The following is a 21118-nucleotide window of genomic DNA, read 5'->3' on the forward strand; positions in this document are numbered from 1 at the left end:
CACGTATAATTGCTTCCGCATCCAATTTCTTACAATTAAAAAAGGATAAATAAGCGCGTCCATCATAAGTTTACCAATATATCCATTGTATATAATGCATCAAGAAAATAGAAATTATGTAAATACATATTTATTGTGTAATATTAAAAAATATCTTCACGAGAATTCAATCCGAAAACCGACTATCTCCTCTACACCCATTAACATGATTTTCTATGACCTAGTTTATGACCTAATTTTGAATTAATAGATTACTCAGGCGGTTCAAACATCCGTCGAGCACCGCCGCCATCTTGTTCTCCCAGAATGTTCCATGGAGTATCCGAGCAAAATTCAGACCAAAAAAAACCAATAATGTTTATATTAAAAGAGCGTATTATTTATCGAATTATCATCGATAAATGAAGAAATTAAACTCCTCGCACTGTTCTACCATTGAACTCAGTTCAATCACACGACAAGCAGAAGACAACGAAGCGATCGGAAATGATATTTTACGATTTTAAAATGGTATATTATTTCAGAGATTATAGACTTTTTGAAACAAATTATTGTATAATATCAAATCCTTTTGTTCCAGCACCCCGCTGGAACCTTTCCGTGTATAGGAAACGTTACTTCATGTCGTCCAGTCAGGCACCTGCGCCTCTCAGCTCTTCCCAACTTCGTATTCTAGCTTTGGCTTCACTGGGAGGAGCGCTGGAGTTCTATGATTTTGTTATTTTTGCATTTCTCGCAAAACTGATTGCCGCTCATTTCTTCCCGGACAGCCAAGCTGAATGGCTGCGACAGGCCGAGGCTTTTGGTCTGTTTGGTGCTGGCTATCTGGCTCGCCCAGTAGGTGGCCTCATCATGGCCCATTTTGGAGATATTGCGGGCAGAAAGAAAGTCTTTACTCTTAGTGTACTGCTTATGGCACTCCCAACGCTGTTAATGGGACTTCTGCCCGGCTATCAGACACTCGGAGTTATCGCCCCACTCATTTTGCTTGTTCTGCGCATCATGCAGGGCGCTGCAATCGGTGGTGAGGCGCCTGGAGGATGGGTTTTCGTCTCTGAACATGCTTCCCGCCACCGTGTTGGCCTTGCAACAGGGCTTCTCACTGGTGGACTTACGGGCGGTATTCTCCTTGGATCCGTTGTTATTCTCTTGCTACACGCCGTATTTCCACCTGATGTGGTGTCCACTTGGGGCTGGCGCATTCCCTTCGTTCTAGGTGGTATTTTCGGTTTTGGGGCCATGTTTCTTCGGCGATGGCTGGAAGAAACCCCGGTATTCCGGGAAATGCATGCTACCGCTAAAACTGCTGAAGCCATGCCGGTAAAACTTCTGCTACGTGACCACCGCCGCGCTATTTTATGTTCAATGATGACAACGTGGACGCTGACAGCAGCCATCGTGGTGCTTGTTCTCATGATGCCGCCTCTGATGCAGACCCTTCATCATGTGTCACCTTCTCAAACCATGCTGGCAAGCCTTGCTGCTACACTCTGCCTGACAATTTCTGTAGTTCTGGTCAGTGCGCTGACAGACATCCTGCCCCTCAAACTACTTAGTCTCATTTGTGGTCTGATGCTGGCTTTGGGAGGCTTCGGGCTCTACGCGCTCTTTCCGCTGTTCTCAGGAGCTCTTGCTCCCTGGGCGGCATTTAGCGGCCTGTGTTGTGGATTTGTAGGCCTCGTTCCTGTCGGAATGCTTCGCGCATTCCCCGCTCAGGTCCGCTTTTCTGGGCTCTCACTGTCCTATAATATTTCATACGCGATCTTTGGGGGCCTTACCCCCGCTATTATTTCTGCCTTGACGCCACATACACCGCTCGCCCCGGCCATCTATGTTGCATTTACTGCGCTGATCGGCGGTATTGGTCTCTGGTATTCACCCCAAAAGGGATAATAAGGAAAACTATCTGTTATCGTTTCAACTCCTGGTATCGGGCCAGTATTGCCCAAACCAGAGCAACGATAACAGATGCCATTGAAAAGGCTGCCACCCAAAGGAAGATAGCGGTGATCGGTTCAAGCCAAAAGGCGATAACAAGGCCCAGAAGCGGAAAAACGACCCGTCCGATCCTTACTGGTCTAGGTAAGATCTCCTCAGGCAAGCGCGCAAATCGTAGCATTTTAGGTTCGCATGCTGCCTGTAAGCCAAGCCCCAGCAGCCAGAACACCATGCAAAGAGCAAGACTCACAAGCGACGCACCATCTCAAGAGTGACCAACCCAAAAAAGAGGGCGCACAGATCCGTAGCCGCAAAAACTGTTGGCGCATGAAAAATGGACGCGCCGGGACGTGTAAAAAAGTCCAACGGTGTCAGGCAAATACTGAGGAAGGCCAGTGCACTTAATTGCATCCTCCACCCTCGTCGTGAGTGATGGAGTAGGGACCAGATCAGACCAGTCACAGTGCATAGGGCCCAAATGGTAAAGAAACAGTGGACCTCTGCCAAATGACGCTCAGGCAAAGATACCGGCAAAAGCCTGTTAGCCCAGAAAAAAGCAAGTGTTGCCAGAAGAAATCCGGGAATAAAGCCAATCGTAAGCCCTTCGGCGACCCGGAAAATGACACGCAGGCCGGACATCTTCCGCCGCTTCATTAGAAAAATGATTGGCCCACTTGCGAACATCACGGCTCCCATGATGCCGGACAGGAAATACAGCCACCGTAAGCCCGGCCCCGTCCAACGGGCATAGTGAATGCCTTCCATGAGTTGCTGCGTTTTGGTGACTGGCGTTGAAAGCAGAACATGACGTAAAAAATGTCCATCAACCGGGCTAAAATCTACATGTTCTCCCTTCAGTCGGGGGACAGACATGTCCAATCGACTGAAGAGAAGGCTTTGGGGCAGGAATAGAATAAAACTCGTTTGATCTTTACCGAGTGTCTTTTCAGCTTCCTGGAGAAGAGGAGGGAGAGAAGGACTGCCCGGAAACTCTCTTTTTTTCTTCGGTGGCACCAACTCGGTTGAATGCGGTGAAACAATATTATGAATAGAACTGATGTACGATACAGGCGGAAAGAGCGTTCGTGCGCGAATGAACGTGCCCGTATAGGCCATCATGATAACGAACGGGATGAAAGGGACGCTAGCGAGGACATGTACGTCCAACCATGCACGCAGTCTTGATGCGAAAGGCCTTACCAGAAGCAGATCCGAAACCAGTCCTCGCAAATGAATGATAATTCCTGACCCAACTGTTACAAGAAGGGCCAGACCCGCCGCAGCAATAAGTGTTGCTCCGTAAATGCCAGTCCTCAGCGTATAATGCAGATCATAGAAAAATTTCCCGCCAGCAGTATCGCGAGCCTGAAGCAACTCTCCAGTCTGCGGATTATAGGGGACCGTTAGGAATTCATGTCCATCATGGTGCTGCACTCGCAGGAAGGGGTCCCGCTGTGACGGGAGCGTGATGAACGGCTTTTCTCCTTGCACAAGCAACTCATGGACAACTGGAAGGGTGTGATCCAGTGATTGAGGGGAAAAAGCTGGTGCTTCTGGAGGTATTTCGGGTTGAAGCCAGCGCGTCAGCTCAGTATCAAAGACTGCAAGACTTCCCGTGACGAATACGCAAAAAAGAAGCAACCCGGCGATGAAGCCAACCCAGGCATGAAGCCAGCCCATGCGCGTACGAAGATTATCCTGCATCAAGAGTAAAACAGCAACGCAAGTGCGGCACAGATGCAGGCCGCGCCTGCGATAATCCCTCCAGACAAGGGTTTCTGTGTGCCAAAAGAGATGAGAAGAAGCACGGGAAACAGAGCGACTGCAATCATCTGGCCAAACACGAGTGAGTCATGTGGGGTACTCAGGCCCCATTGTGGAGATCCGACCGTTACGAGGTGTGCGAAAGTCCATGCCAGAACAAGGGCTAACAGCCCTCTCCACATCCACCATGATACAGGAGAAGGTTTTCGTAAGCGTGAATGAGATTTCTGCACTGTCATCGGGTGTAGTGTGTTCGCGACACTATGAGGTCTCTTGGTCTGTTAGTCGAGCAAATGCACTCGGTATTCGGGAACTCTCTATAGCCGATTATGAGACATTTGTTGACGTAACAAAGTATAAATCTCGTTTCTCCGACCTGAGTGCGAAATTCCTGCCTTTCTGAAGGACGCATTCACGATTAATGAATGAGAGAGGCGTAGGAATCACGTCGACCTAGCAAAATTCCATGGCGGACTTATTCTTCTGTTCTAATGCGTATCAAGCCTATGACAATGAGCTAGAGGAGACTGTCAGCGAATATACCCGGCTGCTTGTAACGAATTTTCCTGTTGATGCAGATGGTGAGCCCAGACCAAGTCAGCTTTAGTAGAAAACATCTGATGCAAGCCAATCATGTGTTTGCTATGAACACGCCATGAAACGGCGCTCTATCCGCAAAAAAACTCCTGCCAGAAAAGCCTCTGCGCCTCCGCGGCAAGATAGAAAAGCGCTCGTCCTGATTGTTAGTATTACATTTGCGCTGCTGGTCGGCGCTGCCGGGTTTCGGACGTTCCTGACGTCACATCATCATGCAGCCATTGGCGGCCCTTATGCATTAACCGACGGGCAGGGGCACCCTGTTAGCCAGTCCGACTTTCAGGGACGCTATACGCTGATTTATTTTGGCTACACTCACTGCGTAGACGTCTGCCCCCTAACCCTTGAAACAGTTTCGTCAGCTCTAGATGAGCTCAAGACCAAAGGTAACTCTGTAACACCTATTTTCATCACCGTTGATCCGACACGCGATACCCCTCAGGTTGTGAAGGAATATGTGGAGAATTTCTCGCCCAAAATCATCGGGCTAACAGGCACGTCTGAGCAGCTTCAGCCCGTTATGGAAGCCTTCCATGTTAAGATGCAGCATCATTCTGGTATGGGGTCCGACGATCTGATTGATCACAGTTCTCTGCTGTACCTGATGGACGGTGAGAACCAATTAGTCGGAATGATACCCGTTGATTCCAGCGCACATCAGATAGCAACCGATTTAAAGCTATTATTACCGACCCATTCTTGATTCACGATAACGCCAGAGTCTCACCGCTACAGCCAGACAGATCATGGACATTCCCAGTTCTGGCAACAGAACGGCAAGAATACAAAGGGCGCCTACCATAGCAAAGCCCATTCGTGAGGATGGAAGGGAGGGCGATGCTCCAAATTCTCCTTCCGGCCTGCGTTTGAGCCAGAGAACTGTTGCTGCACAACTCATCAGCAGAAGCCCGAGGGCAACCAGAAGATTGAGTAGCTGATTTGCCCATCCAAACAGATGTCCCTCATGGGCTGCAACGCCATATCCTATGATCCGGTCAATTGCTGCCTTTTGGGAAAAATGCTCTCTCACGATGATATGCCCATCTCCCGTAACCTTCACACTCTCCCTGAGAGGCCGGTTCTGGGCATCGGATCTGATAGTCCAGACATCATCAGATCCATTTGGGGGCGTGATAAGAACAGGAGCAGCAAGTGATAGCGTTTCTGCTGTTCGGGCCACATTGTTCAGGCCGTTCAAGTTCACCTGCGACGGCATATCCTCGGACATATCCATGCCAGGCATGTCTTCATGGTGTGACACCATCGGGTGGCCAGCTATTGTCTCCTGAACGGGTACCGCACCAATTTCCCAGTCTTTCACTGATGTGATGCGGCCTACAGTCTTCTCGGCAGAAAGAAGGACGTGCCCCCAGACATATGACCAGGGGAGGCCAGACACCAGAAACAGTGTCAGAACGATAGAAACCCAAACACCTGTAACGGCATGGAGATCTCTCCATCGTGCCCGTCCAGTCTGGTTAGGGCGTGGGTACAGCACACCAGCCAGCCCCCGTTGGTTTCGCGGCCACCATAGCCAGAGACCCGAGAGGATAAGGACGATTGTCCATGACGCGACCATCTCCATGATGATCGAGCCCAGATTGCCCAGTAGAAGCTGGCCATGCAGCTTAAAAACCAGTCGTTCAAAGCGATGTTCTTCAAGTGCGGTCTTCAGAACGATATGGCGGTTTCGATCTACATAAACTCGCATGGCCTCACCATCCGCGCGATTAACCAGAATGCGTGCAGCGCTGCGTGGGGAGGTCGGAACTTCGTACGCAAGAAAGCTGCTATTAGGTACTGCTTTCAGAGCAGCATTGACGTCCTTCTGCGGCAACGAGACGATCACCGCGGGAAGGTGATCGTATTTCCAATCGATCCACCCATCGATCTGTGGCTTGAACAGGTAAACGCTGCCCGTGAGAGACAAGAGGGCAACGAAGGGGAGGCAAAAGAGCCCTGCAAAGAAATGCCATCGCCAAACGGTAAGGCGATCGGGGGCCCAGGACGCCAAATCATCTTTCATACTCATGCGCATCACAATTTTATCCGTACGCCGCCGAAATATGCCCGGGGAGAGCCGGCATAAATCGATCCAGTGCTATTCATCAGTGTTGCTGCCGTTGCTTCTTGCCCGTTTTCTTGCAACTGATCGCTGATATTTGTCGCGCCAGAGACATAAGTATGGTTGGTGACGTTTTGCACCTCGAAATACCAGTGCAGACGGTGAGCCCAACCCATCCGAGCCGGGGGATCGTAGTGCATTTCCAGATTCAGGAGGGCATATCCGGGCGCTTTCAGGCGGTTTGCATTGTCTAGCCAATAGGCATCTCGCCAGGTCACTTCTGCATATCCACCGACTCCCTCTAAGAAGCCAGAAGGCTGATCGTAAAGAAAACGGGCATTCAGGAAGTTGGGAATAACGCCAGGGATGTATTTCCCATTCCGACTGAAACGCTTTGATGCGGTACTATTGGAAAGAATTTCCGTGTAGTTTGTGTAGAGTTGATTATCGTAGGTGTAGCTGAGCGAGATGCGTCCACCGGGAAGGGCATGGGCAAGCGGCTTCCAATCAGCTCCCACAACAATGCCACGATGCTGTGAGGCAGGGGCGTTGAATGTACTGGCCCCCACGGCGTTCACACCGGCGGACTGGTTAACGAGTTCATTGCTGTAAAACTCGTAAAATCCTGTGAGCTGAATATGTGTGGTCTCTGTTGGATGCCAGTCTGCTCCGAGGTCAACTCCAAGGCTCGTTTGGCTCTTTAGCTGTGTATTGTTCCCGTATTGCCCTTGGGGCGTGATGAAGAAATTGGAAGACGACGGCGTGCCATAAGCTGTTCCAACCCGTGTGTGGAAAGTCCAGTGTTCGCTCGGATCGTAAATCAGAGCGCCTTCAGGCGCGAGATTGAAGTAGAAGCGGTTTGCCGTGACGTACTGGCTATGCACCCCGGAGGCTGAATATCCATATAGCGTCTCAGTGGCGCCAATATCGGAATACGTACCTCCCAGTCCGACAACAACATGCCAATCGGGTGCAAAGTGCCAGTCTTCCTGAAAGCGCGCGCCAAGGTTCCACTGATGTCCGTAGGAAGCAGAACTCATGGCGCCTCGGGTGGCACCGCCTGCCGGCATGATGTTGTACGTCTGATATCCATAGTCGAGGTAATCAAAACTCAGCCCGCCGAATGTATCGAGAGACGTTGTTCCGATCCGAGCATAGTTTGTTACGTCGCTGCTGACGTTATAGGAGTTGTAGGGGCCTACGAAAGACGTTGGTGAGGTGGGTTGGTCTACGTGGCGTTGATCGTATGTGAGCTGGTTACGCCAGGTCGTCTGCTCGTTAAAATCATGCTCCCACCGTAGTCCTGTAACGGTACGACGATCAAAACGACCCAGACCAGCAGCCTCGGGACTCATGGCGACTTTGGTGCCGTACCGGCCATTAACCAGCAGGTTGACGGAAGCGCACCCAGCACGGGACGTGGACGTGTTGTAACATCCATTCTGATAAGGATTTGCGTGATACTGGTTCAAAGACAGGCGAACAGGTAGGGACGCGTCTGTCACGTTGTTGACGAACTTCAGGATGAGACGGTCTGAAGACGTCAGATTGACGCGAAGCCGGACGTTTTCTGTTGAAGTATTATAACGACTATTGGCGATAAACCCATTTCCACGGACGTCGCTCGCGAACACCATAAGATCGTAACGCTGGTTACCAAGTCCGAGCGTTGCGTAGTTGTTGAACATACCGAAGCTGCCGAAATCCGATCCTAATTCCAGCCCGTGAATATCAGCCCCCTTACGGGTTCGGAAATTGATTGCGCCATTGATCGCATAATTGCCGTAAACGGTAGATGCTGGTCCTTCGAAGACATCCACCCCCTGGTAAGCATGCGGGTCGATCAGATCGGCTCTTGCCGTTCCGTCGGGCTGCGTCATGGGGAAACCGTCTTCCAACACCTGCAAGTTCTTAAGCCCGTAAGACTGCCGATCCCCCGATCCGCGGACAGACACGACGGTATCGCGCGGACCATTGCCCTGGGTGAAACTGACCCCGGGGAGAGTGACAATCATGTCGGCGACGCTTTGGCCAATCTGATTCCCAAAACTACTCCGGTCTGAGCTGTAAGTTGTTTGCCCGGCCGGGCGGATTGGCGCGGGAGCATGCTTGGCGGCCGTGACGGTAATGACTTCCCCTTTAGGCTGCTTGGGAACAGCCGGAGCTTTACGTCGGCTAGTTTTGAGAGGCGTGTTCATCTCTTGGCGAGATGTTGCCAATGAGGCGGAAGAGAAGAAAAGGACGGCACAGGTCGTTACGCCCGCAAGCAGACGGGAAGATCGATACATAGAATGAGGCATTGGTCTGAACCTGGATAGACAGCACGAAAACCCGCGTGCGCTTGCAGGCGGGTGGCTTTTGCAGTTCAGATCAGGCGGGAGGGCCTTGGGGGCACTGAGAGGCGCGTTCGGGAGTGGGTGGCCCGCGGATTGGGGTAAACATCCAGACGCGATGAACAAACGCAATACTCAGCGCTATCAGTGCGCAGAAAGCGATTGTTAGCTGGAAAAGATCCAAAGCATCAGAGAGCAGGAAGGCATCATCTTGCTGATCGTTCTGATGGTGGTGTTTGTCGGGAGCAGAATAAGCCTCCTGTGAATCACAGAAGACGCTTAGTTTCGTCAATTCTTTCAGTGAATCGTCAAACACAGACGAAGTCGTCACGACGCCACCAAAAGTCAGGCGTGCCAGCAGGGCAAGCAGCACTAGGGGCCAAAAGCCCAATAGATATGCTGAGTTCCTGATCCGGCGATCCATACTGGATGTGCTACTCCACCTTTTGGGCTATGACCAGATGGCGTCGTGATATTTGGTGAGCGAGGCAGAGGGCGAGGTGGGCCGAAACTGTAGGCCAGTTTCGGCGACATGGTGACATTGCGTTCAAATGCTGTCTGGAAGCGCAGTAGACTGTCGCGGTGCCTTTGCCAGAGCTTTTCTGGTCGCCAGAACAGAGAGCACAAGCCCCAGAATAGATGACGCCACCATGCCTGAAGCAGCGCCCATAGTGCCAAAGTAGGGCATCAGCACCGCAAGTGTCACAAATAGGACGCTCGTCCTGGCGATGCGAACCTGAAGGGCTCGGCCTACATGACCCGTTGCAATAAGAGCAGGTTCGAAGCTTACTCCAATAAGGTCCAGAGAGGCGGCAATACCGAGGGTCACTAGCAAAGGAAATGCTGTTAAATAAGCATGCCCCGCCACTAACTGAAGGACAGGGCGGCCTCCAGCCACAAGAGCTACAGCAATGACTAGTGTTACGATGATTGCAAGACCCGTCGACCGGCGAAGCAATACCCTGATGTTGCGGGATTCCTGACTGGCATGAGCTCGAGCGAGCTCTGGCAATACAGCTCGAGAAAACATTTCTGATATACGGACGAGCGCCTGACTAAGCTGATAGGCCAAGCGATAATGGCCTGCGTCAGTTGCACCTGTAAAAATACCGACAAGCAGCAATACGATATTATTGCAGCCCGTCCCGATAATTGAATTCAGATTTGTAAGCCATGTGAAACGCCATATTCCCGGGTTCTCGTGCGGAGCCCGCCATCCTTGCCTTAGCTCACTAACCCGAAGAGAGCGAGGCATGGTACGCAGGACGCACACCCAGTAGGCCACGGCCGTAATAATGTCGGCAATGGCCCAGGCGACAAGAAAACCTGTAACTGTTGGGTGCCACAGGGTCGCGGCAATTGCCCCAATAAATCGCACGATTGGCGTTACAGCATCAGCCATTGCGCCTACACCGAAACGATCATGCAGCCGAAGTAACCCCACAGCCGTAGACCGGACAGACAATAGGATTACAAAACAGAAGGCCAACGCAGCGTGGGAAAGAGCGTGCGACCATCCGAGCAATGGGCCAAGAAGAGTGACTCCGCCCCACGAAATCAGACACCCGGCTATGCCTCCAGACACGTCAAGACCGATACAGAACCCCGTAAGACGTGCCAGTGCGGCTTCGTCCCGCGCTGTCACGTGACGTACGCCATACCGAATAATGATTTGCCACGTCTGAAAACTGACGAATGCAGCAATAGCCTGAGCGGTACTGAAAACGAGCGTGAACTGGCCAAACCCTTCGCTTTTCAGCGTGCGAACGGCCAATCCCAGATAAATCAGACTCAGGATAGCACCCACGCCTTTGCCTGCCAGAAGCCATGCAAGATTTGATAACGTACGTTTCAGTAATCCGTTTTCTCGAGACATGGTATTCAATGACGCTTGCTTACCAAATGAGAGAAAACTATATATTCAGCCATGAAGAACGTTGCATTTCTGTACATTGCTGAATCTTATCAGTGTTATCACGCTGCGGCAATTGCGCTGGAATTAGCTCAGTCTGACAAAATCAATATTACAAACTTTTACAACGACCCGGAAACGCCTTACCATCTGGAGAGAGTTCGTTACGCCGCCGGGGCTCCTGAAATGAAATATCAGCCGCTCCGTCGATCGTTCCCTACCGCTGCCATGCAGTCCATCCGTATCCTGGGAATGTTCAAGGATATGGTCCTTCGCGATAATGCTGCAGAACTAGATCGATACGATGCGATTGTAACAGTTGAGGATACGGTTGCGTCCGCAAGGCGTTTTGGCATTTCGTCACCTCGCCTGATTTATATCCCGCATGGATGCGGTGATCGAGCACGAGGCTTCACTAGTGAAGTCAAAGCGTTCGACCATGTTCTACTGTCGGGTCAAAAATCGGCTCAGAGAATGTTGGATAACGCTCTGATCAAGCCTGAAAATCATTCAGTGATTGGGTCAGTCAAGCTGGAAACCTGCAAACTTTTTCCAGACGCAACACTGTTCTTTTCTACTCAACGCCCCACCGTGCTTTACAATGCTCATAAGGCGAGGGGCCTCTCATCCTGGAAGCAGTTTATCGAGCCTATGCTCGAGCAGTTTTCCGCGCAGTCCGATTTTAACTTAATCGTAGCGCCACACACAAAAATGTTTAGACGGCGACGACAATCAATTCGGGACAGTTGGAACGGTAGGAGCAGTTCTCAAATTCTGATCGATACCGGATCTGAGCGCTGTGTTGATATGACTTACACCTCTTCGGCTGATATTTACGTTGGAGATGTCAGTAGTCAGGTTTATGAATTCCTGGAAACGCCTAGGCCCTGCGTCTTTCTGAACGCTCATCAGATTGATTGGCGAAATAACCCTGATTTCGCGCACTGGCACTTCGGAGACGTCGTCGAGAATCCTCGCGATCTATTCGATACTATCCGTAAGGCTTCGGCACGCCACGCGCTATATCGCGACCGGCAGAAAGAAATGGCGGACAGGTCACTGGGTGATCGCTCTCCCGGGGCAGCACGTCGCGGTGCAAACGTTATTCAAAGCCTTTTGAACACTTAATACCGATTTGGGGCTAGGCGGTGTTTAATCCAGCCTCACGGAGGGGCGTACAAAACCTTCCACCCAATCAGAGTAACAAGAGATCAGACCGCGATAGAGGCCAAAGATTTCCATCTGGTGCTTTCTGTAAAGCATCAGATGCCCAAGCCTGGCAGACAAGCCATGCGACAGACCTCCTCCCCAAACGGTGCCGCCCGGAAGGGCTGCCCAGCCATTGTATTTTCCCAACGCGACGATCGCGCCCTTATTATGGAAAATACACGCTGGTACCTTCTGACCTTTTTCGATCCAGGCGGGAAGGTAACGCGCAAGATGCCGAGCCTGCTGCCTGGCGACCTGCGCAGTTGCGGGGAGGGGATCATTCTCAATGAAAGAACAGTCTCCCATGGCGAAGATCCTGTCATCTGCGATCGAAGACAGATTTGGATTGACCAAAATCTGTCCGGTTTTGTTCAAAGCAAGCCCCCCATAGGTTGTTGTAACTTCGGGGGCCTTGACGCCAGCAGCCCAGACCCGAAGCTTTGCCGACACCTGTGTCCCATCCTTCAGAATAAACCCTGTTGAATTTGCTCCCGCAACGCGGGCTGACGTCCGCACCGTTACCCCAATTCGTTCCAACTCCTGCTGGGCCGCCGCGGAGACTGATTCAGGAAAGGCTGGGAGAATACGTGGCCCAGACTGAAGAAGGGTAACCCTGAGCTTCGGTGGGGGCTTACCAAAGGCGTGAAGGTTATATGGCCCGACGATCTCCAATGCCTTGTGTAATTCTGCAGCTAGTTGGGTGCCTGTTGCTCCGCCGCCTACAATTGCAATATCCAGCTCCGAATTATTTGCGAATGATCGTAGAAGCTCCATCCGAAATTTTTCATTGAAAGCGTTTGCTTCGACCAGATTATCAATGGAAAGACAGTGCTCCTTGACGCCTGGCGTCCCGAAATCATTAGCGCAACTGCCAATAGCAATGACTATGGTGTCATATTTAATGGTTCGGCTTTCCAGAACCACCGTACCGTCTGAAGCATGAAGAGGACTGAGGACAACCTCATGTTTCTCTCGATCAAGTGATACAACTTCTCCCGGCCAAAACTCGAAATGATGACCGCTTGCCTGAGTGATGAAATTGATGCGGTCGTTTTCATTTCCCACCGTGCCTGATGCAAAACAGTGGAGCATTGGCTTCCAGACATGTGAGAAGCTTTTGTCAATCAGAGTGATGCGGGCTTTCCCAGGCTTGCCCATCGTTTTTCCAAGTCGCGTCGCGAGTGCGAGACCTGCAACGCCACCACCAACAATAAGAATTTCAGATTTAGACGCCATCGAATTTCTCGCCCCCTTCATTAGGAGTCAGGCACTAGGAAGTGATACAGATCGTTTCCGACGAAGTTGGTAACCGAATGATCTGGTCACGAATGTTGTGGTGGACATTAAGGTTTTTTGAAATGTGAGAAAGTAATATTCTAGTGATTTCATAAGATTTTCACGAATAATATTACACATATGTTATAGTTTATTTGAATATATTAAAAATAAAACTTTATATTAATTGTAAAATGTCCGTTACAATCATGTATATTGTAAAATTATGAGCGAAAATATCTATATTTATTTTAGATATTTTGAGGAAGGGCACTGTAATAACGACAGAAGATGCAAGGTTTGTCGATTTTTGACTGTGTAAACTAGAGCATTTTTAATCTCGGAAGGGAGATATGACACGTGCATGATTTTTCAATTCAAAATCATGCATCTTCGTTTTAGCGCAGACCTGGATCTCCTTAGGATCGCCTCTCGGACAGCCCCCACGCTTTGCAAATGCCAGGTGGGAAGTGACCAGAGACGATCGTGATTCTGCTTCTAGAGCATTCAGTGACGCAAACGGTTTGAGGTGTCTGACAAGAGAGACGACCTTCCGCCATGAAAAGTGGCCGCTTTAGAGCTCCATTTTCCGTGATCAATTAAGTTTTTCAACTAAACAATCCAGCGAGGGTTAATACCGTCTGAAAATCTATTGACAGCAATTTAATTCCCACTCCGTAATAAGAGACCAGAAAGTCCCTTAGGCAGGAGCAAAGAAACATGACGTCAGATGCGTGACTTTGCGCCGGATTAGGATCAAGCGGTCGCGTTCCTAGAGCTATGGGTCGACCGGCCGTGTGAACGCAGTTTCTACCTCTCCTAGCCATCGCGTCGTGGCCTTTCGTCATCAATCGCTTTGCCAATCCACCAAAAATTTTCTCTCCACTTTGCAGGAAGACAGTTTGTGAAAAAAGGCCTTCACCGCGTTTTGGCGCTCTCTGGGATTTTACTCAGTAGTGTCTGTGCCTTCCCCTTTTCTCAAGCGCACGCGCAATCTCAGGACGTATTGTCTTCCGGACCGGTTCTGCTGCCAGCTCCCACTCATATTTCCTTGAGTGGTCAATCTATCCGCCTTGAGGGAATCAAGATCGTTTGGGATGGAAAGGCTACACCTCTCGAGAAAAAAGCGGCGGCACGGTTTCTAGGTCGCATGGAAAAATTGCACGGCGGAGCAACGAATACGGGACCCAAGACGGTTTTGCATATCCGAACAGGGCAAGACCCTTCATATCTGACGGTAAATGAACGAGAGGGATATCGTCTGTCCGTAAAGGGGCAGAATATTCGACTTGAGGCTGATGGGCCGGCAGGCTTGATCCACGGCTTTGCAACCATCCTGCAGCTTGTACATACCGGGCCATCAGGCCGACAGATTATGGAAGCCGACATACAGGACGCCCCAAGGTTCTCGTGGCGTGGTCTCATGATTGATGTGTCGCGACATTTCATGTCGCTTGAAACCATGGAGCGCCAGCTCGATGCGATGGAGCTTACCAAGCTGAATGTCCTGCACTGGCATTTGAGTGATGGAACAGGTTTTCGCATTGAAAGTTTACGCTATCCGAAACTTCAGCAAGCGGGAGCGCATCATCAATATTATACGCAGTCCCAAGTCCGGAGCATTGTTCAATATGCTGCCGATCGCGGGATCCGGGTTGTTCCGGAAATAGACATCCCGGGGCACACACTGTCCCTCCTGCAGGCCTACCCCGAACTGGCAGCACAACAGCCCGTATTGGTGACGGACGCTGCAGGCAGAGCCTGTACGACGAGTTCAGCGGATGGTCAGACAACTACACATTGTAACCGCAGACCTAACCTGAACAACGCCGCGCTGAATCCGGTTAGCCCTCAGGTCATTGATTTTGCGGCAAATCTTTATGCCGAAATCGGAAAGCTTTTTCCGGATCGCTATATTCATTCAGGTGGGGATGAAGTTCAGGATCAGCAGTGGCTGGATAACCCAGCAATCGTCTCTTACATGAAAGCTAACGGATACAAGGACGTCCCGGCACTTCAGGCAGCATTTACAGCCAAAATTGAAAAGGCTCTGGCGGCTCAGGGCAAGATCATGATGGGCTGGGATGAGGTTAGCGAAGCTCCAATTCCTAAAGATGTTGTGGTCGAAGTCTGGCGAAACGCAAAATGGACCGGATCGGCCACAAAGGCTGGTCATCCGGTCGTCGTATCTGCGGGATACTATCTGGATCTATTGTACTCCTCCGCCAACCATTACGCTGTAGATCCTGATGCAACCCGTCCTGCCACTCTAAGCGCCGCAGACACTGATCATTTACGCCATCAAACACTGGGGCGCCTTGAAAGCGCTTTTGCTCCGGACCCGGATATGGCGCCTTTGGATGAGGCCCAACGCAAACTGGTCCTTGGCGGAGAGGCCCCTTTATGGGCAGAAATTGTCTCTGACGAAATGTTGGATGCGAGGCTTTGGCCGCGTTCGGCAGCAATTGCCGAGCGCTTCTGGTCTCCGGCTACGGTTCAGGATGTTGATGATCTGTATCGCAGACTACCTGTCATCATGAATGAACTGGAAAAAACGGGCTTACTTGCCCGGGAGCACACGGATCGCATGATCGCTGAGCTCACGCCCAGCAATATCACACCGTTGACCATACTAACGTCTGTCACGGTCCCGGTGCAGAATTATGCCATGAACCATCTTGCTGCTCCTGCAGGAGACGCGATGCTAAAGAGCCCAGCCGCCATCGCATCTCCCGATAGCTTCAGCGCCATCGAGTTCAATGCACTCGCGAAGCGCTATGCGGCAGGGGATCGCAGCGTCGTTGAACAGCTTCGCAAATCATTGAACATCTGGGCAGCCAATGATGCAGCTTATGTTCAGGTTGCGACGTCGCCTCAACTCCAACTGGCAGAGCCTGTTTCCAAACAGTTATCTCAATTGGCGGTTCTTGGTCTGGAAGCGCTAGAACCCGGCGGTCATGATCGCGCCTGGCACAAGAAGGCACATCAGCTTTTGACTGTACAGGATCTTACCTTGATTGATCCTACCAGTTTCGCCGGTAAGGACCGCGTGATCCCACCGAGTGGGCTGCTGATTGCTATTGTTCCAGGCATTCACACACTGGTTCAAAGCACCCGATAACAGTTCTTCTACCCGGCGCAGCAGGAACATGTCCTGCAAAGCGCCGGGTAGAACCGTATGTATTATGGCTCTTGTCGATTACCCAGAAAACCAGCCGTCTTCATAACTTAGCAGTCTACGACTGGACTGTGCGGGTGCTACAGGCGGGCCCGAAGCTGCGTTGCTCCAAATGGAATGCCCTAAACCTATTTTCTTACCATCTTTCGGCATGACGAGAGACCGGCTTGAAACTTCGAAGGAAGACAACGTGCAAGGATAGGCTCTTAAAAGCCTACCCGGTTCGTCATTATCATCAATCCATCAGAGCAATCAGCTCAGGATCGTGCTTTAACTGCCAATCTATTGCCGTGCGACCCATAAGAGCGGATGCCGCTTCTTCATCCAAAACCACCAGGCAGGACGGATGATACTGCAACGCGGAGCCGGGCACAGCGGCGGTAACAGGCCCTTCAATTGCTTGTGCAGCAATGTGTGCTTTCGCTTGGCCGGTTACCACCAGCAAGGCCATGCTCGATTCAAGGATGGTTGCCGTTCCCATGGTAATGGCGCGGGAAGGGACGTTGTCTGGATTGCCATCGAACATCTCTGCATTCTGCTCAAGAGTGGTTTGAGCAAGGGTGACGGCGCGTGTTCGGCAATTCAACGAAGAAAGAGGCTCATTAAAGCCAATATGTCCATTTTGGCCCAGGCCAAGGAGTTGAAGATCAATGCCTCCAGCCTGAGCGATAGCGGCTTCGTAATTTTTGGATTCTAAATTGACATCGTCGGCTGCACCATTTGGAACGTGAGTACGTTCCGGAGAAATATTAACCTTCGAGAACAAATGTTCCTGCATATAATATCGATAGGATTGCTCGTCAGCGCCATCAAGGCCGATGTATTCATCCAAATTGAACGTTGTTACAGAAGAAAAATCCAAACCATGTTCGCAATGTTCTGCCACAAGAAGTTTATAGATTGCTTCCATCGTCCGGCCGGTTGCGAGCCCAAGGACGGATGACGGTTTCCTAAGTATCTGGCGCTTCAGGATATTGGCAGCAACGGTTCGAGCGGATGCCGCATCTGGGCAGATCAAAATTTTCATGCCTCGGAGGCTCCTGCAGGCGTTTTCGTGAGGTGAAGGTGAGTCGTTTTCATAAAAATAGCAGTCATCCAAAGCCCTATGAAGAGGTAGGACGGGATTGCAAGCCCCATGAAAGCGAATGTCGTGCCAAGCCATGGGGTCAGATGAACAAAAATCTGGGGTAACACCGCGCCGCCAGAAAAAGCCATCACCAGAAAAGCCGTTGCCTTAGCCCCATCAGTCCCGGCCTCCGCCAAGACAATGGGGAAGAGAGCCGGCAGGATCATGGCATTAGTAAACCCAAGCAACGCGACGCAGAGGACTGGGATCACTCCTTGTGTGGTCAATGACAGCAGGCAGACGAAAACACCCAGAATGCAAGACAGGATCATATAGCGTTCCTGGCTGACAAACCGAGGAACCACAACCATTCCGACAAGGTACCCCGCCATCATGGAGGCGAGTGTCATGGCTGTCAGATACTTGGTTACGTCCAGCGACAGACCGTAAGAGCGACCGAAGAGTCCAATAGCGTCGCCCGCCAGAACTTCAATTCCCACGTACAGGAACATTGCCAGCACACCCGAGGCCAATTTTAGAGGACTTCCCTGGCGTACCGGATCTTGCGTCGTCACTCCTTGTTCTATCGTGATTTCCGGGAGAGAAGATCGCGCAACAAGTATGGCCAACAATGCAAGTAAACCGGCCATAACTCGGTATGGGGTATGTACGGCAGTAGTAAATTTTATAAGAATAGCGTCTCGTTCTGGTCCGACAGGTGCATTATGGATGCTCGCTGCCACTTCGCCGACATGTGGCATGACAATAATGGCGAACAAAGAAGGAGCCACAATACCCGCAAACTTGTTCGCAACCCCCATGATGGCAATGCGCTGAGCTGCACGATCATGATCACCAAGGAAGCTCACGTAAGGATTAATTGTGATCTGAAGCAACGAAAGACCTGCCCCAATCACCGTCAGTCCACTAAGCGCGCCCGCATACCATCTTGCGTTGACACACTCCCCGAACAGGCCCGTGCCGACGGCCATAATGGCCAGCGATACAACGAGGCCGTGTCGCAAACCAATCCGCTTGGACAGCAGAGTTGCGGGGAGGGGAAAGATAAAATACGCAAGGTAAAAACACACGGGAACAAGAAAAGACGCTACGTCACTCAGGTTAAATGCAACCTGTACAAAGGTGATTAGGGGACCGTTCAGCCAGGTTACAAACCCTATGCTGAAAAAAAGGGCGGCCATGATAAAAACAGGCCGCCATCCGTAAGCCCCAGCAGGGCTGGATATGGGAAACTTGAACACAAGATCGCCCTCTCAATAGGCTGCTGACCAATATTGATGTGATCAGCAGCCTGTCGTGGGAATTAGAAGCCTGTGGAAAGCGAGACCATCGCCGCGAACACGCCGCCGACATAATAAACTGGTGCGCTGGCATTTGCGGTCGCACCTGTGGATGTCAGATGGGCCTTGGCGTTGGAGGTGTAGCTCGAACCGGATAGATAATGGTTGTCGCCAAGATTGGTGAGGTTTAACTGAATCTGTGGGTGCTTGATACGCCCATAAGAATTCATACGGTAACCAAGTGCGATGTTTGACGTGATGTAAGACGGCATCTTCTGGTCGTTCATGAACGTCGTGTACTGGGAGTCCACATATCGCAGATCAAAATTGCCGAAGAAGTGCCCGTCATCATAGTTCAGGCCGACTGCAGCGGTGAACTTCGGGGCGCCAACGGCAGTCTTTCCGGCCGTCGGCAGAAGACCGCTGCCTGTGTTAAAGTCATTATCAAACGTTGAGTGCAGGAACTGACCAGAAATATAGGGACTGAAATGGTGCCAGCGCGCCAGTCCAAATTCGGCCTGAACACCACGAGACGTCTGGCCACCAATATTGATTGGAGACGCAACCATCATGTTCGTACCCGGGATGTAGCCCGTTGATGTAACCTGATGGTTCGTGATGTTGATGTTAAACAATGACATCGCAAAGTTGTAGAATTTGTCCTGATGACGATAGCCAATTTCTTCGCTGATCGAGTATTCAGGTTTAAGGCTCTGCGGCTGCATCACAGCATGAGCGGAATTCGGATCGAAAATCTGGGAATAGGCTTCAACAGACTCTGGTGCACGGAAAGACGTGGTGCCGTTGATATAGATCTGATCCTGCTTGGTAATCTGATAGCTGGCAGAGAACTGCGGCAGCGGCTCGAAATAATTGCCCTGCATCTTGTAGGGATCAGCACCTGGAATCAGGTTGGTACCCTGACGTGACACCATGGCAACCCGGAATCCTGCGCTAAGCGTGAGCTTATCGTTCAGGAGCTTCTGGGTGTCAGCAATAAACAGCGTGTTGACCTGCTGCATGAAATTCAGGTCGTAACCGGACAAGATCTTGCCGTTCAGTCGGATTACGCCACCTGAGAGTCCCACACCGTTTGCGTTGACAGGCGTGAAATCTGAAAGCTCTTCATGTGTTGTATACGCGTACCACCAGCCAAACGAGAACGTGTTGCTTCTGCTGATGTTCCAGTCTGCAGAAGTATTGAGGCCGCCAGTTTTCTGGTTCCAGGGATCACGGCTGGACGTGAGGATGTTACCATTAACAACCGTTCCACGGTCAAGATTGCCGTATTGTTGTGTTCCGTAATATCCGCCACTCGCAGGAATGTTCTCGCCACCAAGAGAGGGGCCGAACTGGTGCACATAGTATGGTGTTACCTGGAGATGCAGGTGATCTGAGAGTGTGAAGTGCATCGGCACGACGACGAGCTGCTGATTCAGGTTCTGCTGGTTCAGCTTGTAATAAGAGGCATTGCCCGGAGAGAACGTCGGGGAGTAGGCAAAGCCAACGCCGTATTGCTTCCACTGCGCCATCGTTGGCGAGCGCCATGATGTTGCCTGCTGACGGTTATAGGAGAACATTGCAGAGATACTGTTCCCGTCGCCCCATTCTTTTACGAATTTTGAATCGACGTGATAACGGAACAGGCCACCTGGTCCACGAGCACCATTGTTATAGCTGGTGTGAGAGAAAGACACGAACCCACGAATACCTGAGTTGCCAATATTGCCCGTTTCGAGGCGGAGAAATTCTTTGTTAAAGCTGTAAGACCCGCCAGCAACATCGATAAAGCCACCAGCTTTTTTCGATGGATTGAGAGCAGACGCTGTGATCTGCCCACCGACAGCATTGTAGAATGGTGCATTCAGATCAGGCGATCCCTGAGAAACCGTAACAGCCCCAAGGTTCTCTGTATCAACCAGCGTGCTGGTATAAGGCGCATAGTTGATCGGATCGGCGAGGGGAGCGCCTTCGAACAGGTAGCCGATCTGCGTCTGGTTCAGGCCCCGCATCTGAATATGATCGCCAGTAATACCGTAAGGGTCTTGGCTCGAAACGGTAACGCCAGGAAGGTCCGCAACCAGTGACGTAATATTGGAAGAGGGTGACTGCTTGGCGATAAAGTCACGCGTGATTCCACTCTGGGATCGTGGAGCCGTCTGATGCGGCATGAGACCGCCGCCAGGGGTGCGGTTCGTAACGCCCGTTGCTGACAGAGAATGGGTTGTAACCGAAATCTCTTCCACCGACGGGGTAAATTGCCCCAGAACGGAGGGGCCTGGGCTTGAAGAGTTGGAATGTCGCGACGTGGCAGAAGCCTTGGTGGTTGAGGAGCCCTTGGATGAGGCGGGGGCAGCTTTGTTATCCTGTGCATTTGCACTTACGCTCACGAGGCTGGCCATCGTGACACAGGAAACCAAAAGCTGACGGAATGTTATGCGCATTGTGACAACTCCACTCTACGGCCCGTCTCAGCGCCG

Annotated in this window: 13 protein-coding genes; 4 read left to right on the forward strand and 9 right to left on the reverse strand. The window is 51.1% G+C overall.

Going from position 1 to position 21118, the window contains the following annotated elements:
* The first annotated feature begins 621 nt into the window (after positions 1–621).
* Positions 622–1893: an MFS transporter gene (locus tag KP708_RS03045; RefSeq protein WP_215750342.1), complete on the forward strand. Its 1272-nt coding sequence runs from the start codon at positions 622–624 to the stop codon at positions 1891–1893.
* Positions 1894–2184: 291 nt separating this feature from the next.
* Here the strand turns inward: KP708_RS03045 and KP708_RS03050 are convergent, their stop codons facing one another.
* Positions 2185–3642 carry a PepSY domain-containing protein gene (locus KP708_RS03050; RefSeq protein WP_215750343.1) on the reverse strand — a complete coding sequence of 486 codons (1458 nt, stop codon included), beginning with the start codon at positions 3640–3642 and terminating at the stop codon, positions 2185–2187.
* Between the two features lie 715 nt (positions 3643–4357).
* Here KP708_RS03050 and KP708_RS03055 point away from each other — a divergent pair.
* Positions 4358–5002, forward strand: coding sequence for an SCO family protein (locus KP708_RS03055; protein ID WP_215750344.1), 645 nt, complete (start codon positions 4358–4360; stop codon positions 5000–5002).
* Here KP708_RS03055 and KP708_RS03060 read toward each other — a convergent pair.
* The 4 genes from KP708_RS03060 to KP708_RS03075 form a co-directional block, all read right to left on the reverse strand.
* Entirely contained in the window at positions 4985–6337 is a 1353-nt protein-coding gene (locus KP708_RS03060) for a PepSY domain-containing protein (protein ID WP_252348078.1), read from the reverse strand. The genes KP708_RS03055 and KP708_RS03060 overlap by 18 nt on opposite strands.
* Positions 6337–8562 (reverse strand): TonB-dependent receptor family protein, encoded by a 2226-nt coding sequence (locus tag KP708_RS03065; protein ID WP_371822747.1) that lies wholly within the window; start codon positions 8560–8562, stop codon positions 6337–6339. Before KP708_RS03065 ends, KP708_RS03060 begins: the two co-directional genes overlap by 1 nt.
* Before the next feature lie 172 nt (positions 8563–8734).
* Complete coding sequence (locus KP708_RS03070; RefSeq protein WP_215750347.1) at positions 8735–9121, reverse strand: hypothetical protein; 387 nt, start codon at positions 9119–9121, stop codon at positions 8735–8737.
* A 123-nt stretch (positions 9122–9244) separates the two neighbouring features.
* Positions 9245–10573, reverse strand: coding sequence for a lipopolysaccharide biosynthesis protein (locus KP708_RS03075; protein ID WP_215750348.1), 1329 nt, complete (start codon positions 10571–10573; stop codon positions 9245–9247).
* A gap of 51 nt (positions 10574–10624) precedes the next feature.
* Between KP708_RS03075 and KP708_RS03080 the strand changes: the two genes are divergently transcribed.
* Complete coding sequence (locus KP708_RS03080) at positions 10625–11737, forward strand: CDP-glycerol glycerophosphotransferase family protein (RefSeq protein ID WP_215750349.1); 1113 nt, start codon at positions 10625–10627, stop codon at positions 11735–11737.
* 24 nt (positions 11738–11761) lie between these two features.
* On the opposite strand, the gene KP708_RS03085 is transcribed toward KP708_RS03080, so the two are convergent.
* A complete protein-coding gene (locus tag KP708_RS03085) occupies positions 11762–13054 on the reverse strand; it encodes an NAD(P)/FAD-dependent oxidoreductase (RefSeq protein WP_202207834.1) in 1293 nt (430 codons plus the stop codon).
* 1045 nt (positions 13055–14099) lie between these two features.
* Between KP708_RS03085 and KP708_RS03090 the strand changes: the two genes are divergently transcribed.
* Complete coding sequence (locus KP708_RS03090; RefSeq protein ID WP_252347397.1) at positions 14100–16214, forward strand: beta-N-acetylhexosaminidase; 2115 nt, start codon at positions 14100–14102, stop codon at positions 16212–16214.
* 292 nt (positions 16215–16506) lie between these two features.
* On the opposite strand, the gene nagB is transcribed toward KP708_RS03090, so the two are convergent.
* From nagB to KP708_RS03105, 3 genes are all read right to left on the reverse strand, one after another.
* Positions 16507–17298, reverse strand: coding sequence for a glucosamine-6-phosphate deaminase (nagB, locus tag KP708_RS03095; protein WP_215750351.1), 792 nt, complete (start codon positions 17296–17298; stop codon positions 16507–16509).
* A complete protein-coding gene (gluP, locus tag KP708_RS03100; protein WP_215750352.1) occupies positions 17295–18539 on the reverse strand; it encodes a glucose/galactose MFS transporter in 1245 nt (414 codons plus the stop codon). The genes nagB and gluP overlap by 4 nt, the downstream gene beginning before the upstream one ends.
* Before the next feature lie 122 nt (positions 18540–18661).
* Positions 18662–21082: a TonB-dependent receptor gene (locus KP708_RS03105; protein ID WP_215750353.1), complete on the reverse strand. Its 2421-nt coding sequence runs from the start codon at positions 21080–21082 to the stop codon at positions 18662–18664.
* Positions 21083–21118 lie beyond the last annotated feature (36 nt).

The organism is Gluconobacter sp. P5H9_a (assembly GCF_018812085.1).
GTDB lineage: Bacteria > Pseudomonadota > Alphaproteobacteria > Acetobacterales > Acetobacteraceae > Gluconobacter.